Origin of the sequence: Parasphingopyxis sp., from assembly GCF_052168295.1 — a bacterium.
In the GTDB taxonomy this organism is placed as follows: domain Bacteria; phylum Pseudomonadota; class Alphaproteobacteria; order Sphingomonadales; family Sphingomonadaceae; genus Parasphingopyxis.
This window is the reverse complement of record NZ_JBQLZN010000060.1, coordinates 1-1,533: the sequence shown is the minus strand read 5'-3', so window position 1 is coordinate 1,533 and position 1,533 is coordinate 1. Positions and strand designations below refer to the sequence as shown.

Below are 1,533 nucleotides of genomic sequence, written 5' to 3'. Positions count from 1 at the left end.
GCCGAGCCCGAATGGTATGTGGACCTCTGGCTCACCATCGTCTGGGTCGCCTATGGCGCGGTCTTCATCGGCACGATCGTAAAGCGCAAGGAGCCGCATATCTATGTGGCGAACTGGTTCTTCCTGGCCTTCATCCTGACGATCGCGATGCTTCACATCGTCAACAATCTGGCGGTTCCCGTCAGCTTCCTCGGCTCGAAAAGCTACAGCGCCTTTGCCGGGGTGCAGGATGCGCTGACCCAGTGGTGGTACGGGCACAACGCGGTCGGTTTCTTCCTGACCGCTGGCTTCCTCGCCATGATGTACTATTTCGTGCCGAAACAGGCGGAGCGCCCGGTCTACAGCTACCGGCTGTCGATCATCCACTTCTGGTCGCTGATCTTCCTCTATATCTGGGCGGGTCCGCACCACCTCCATTATACCGCGCTGCCCGACTGGGCGCAGACGCTCGGCATGGTGTTCTCGGTGATGCTGTGGATGCCGAGCTGGGGCGGCATGATCAACGGCCTGATGACGCTCAACGGCGCATGGGACAAGATTCGCACCGATCCGATCATCCGGATGATGGTCATGGCGCTCGCCTTCTACGGCATGAGCACCTTCGAAGGACCGATGATGTCGATCCGCGCGGTCAACTCGCTCTCGCACTATACCGACTGGACGATCGGCCATGTGCATTCGGGCGCGCTGGGCTGGAACGGCATGATCACCTTTGCGGCGATCTACTATCTGGTGCCGCGGCTCTGGGCGCGCGAACGGCTGTACAGCCTGCGCATGGTGAACTGGCACTTCTGGCTCGCGACGGTCGGCATCGTTCTTTACGCCGCCTCGATGTGGGTCGCCGGCATCATGCAGGGCCTGATGTGGCGCGAATATGGAGCGGATGGCTATCTGGTCTACGCCTTCTCGGAGGTCACCAGCGCCATGCACCCGATGTACCTGATCCGCGCCGCGGGCGGGCTGCTCTACCTCGCCGGTGCCGTCGTCATGGTCTACAATGTGTGGCTGACGATCGCCGGCAAGAGCCGCACCGAAAAGCCGATGACCGATACGCCGCACGATCCCGAAAAGGATCGGCCGATCGTCACCCCGCAAACCGTTCCCGCCGAATAAAGGACGCACGACATGGCATCCCGATTTTTCGACCACAAGAAACTCGAACGCAACGTCACTCTGTTGTCGGTATTCGCGTTCATTACCGTGGCCATCGGCGGTATCGTGGAGATCGCGCCGCTCTTCTACATCGACTCCACGGTCGAGGAAGTGGAAGGCGTGCGGCCTTACACGCCGCTCGAACTGGCCGGCCGCAACATCTATATCCGCGAAGGCTGCTACACCTGCCACTCGCAGATGGTGCGCCCGTTCCGCGACGAGGTGGAGCGATACGGCCATTACAGCCTGGCGGCGGAAAGCATGTACGATCACCCGTTCCAATGGGGGTCGAAGCGGACCGGGCCTGACCTGGCGCGCGTCGGCGGCCGCTATTCGGACGAATGGCATGTCCAGCACCTGATCGACCCGCGCTCGGTGGTG

The 1,533-nt window shown here is 61.6% G+C and carries 2 protein-coding genes; both read left to right on the top strand.

What is annotated here, in order from left to right:
* A partial coding sequence (gene ccoN / locus ACTS1Z_RS10300) for a cytochrome-c oxidase, cbb3-type subunit I (RefSeq protein ID WP_442624371.1) occupies positions 1-1,113 on the top strand: 1,113 nt, incomplete at its 5' end.
* Between the two features lie 12 nt (positions 1,114-1,125).
* Positions 1,126-1,533: cytochrome-c oxidase, cbb3-type subunit II (gene ccoO, locus ACTS1Z_RS10295; protein ID WP_442624370.1), on the top strand; the 408-nt coding region annotated here is incomplete at its 3' end.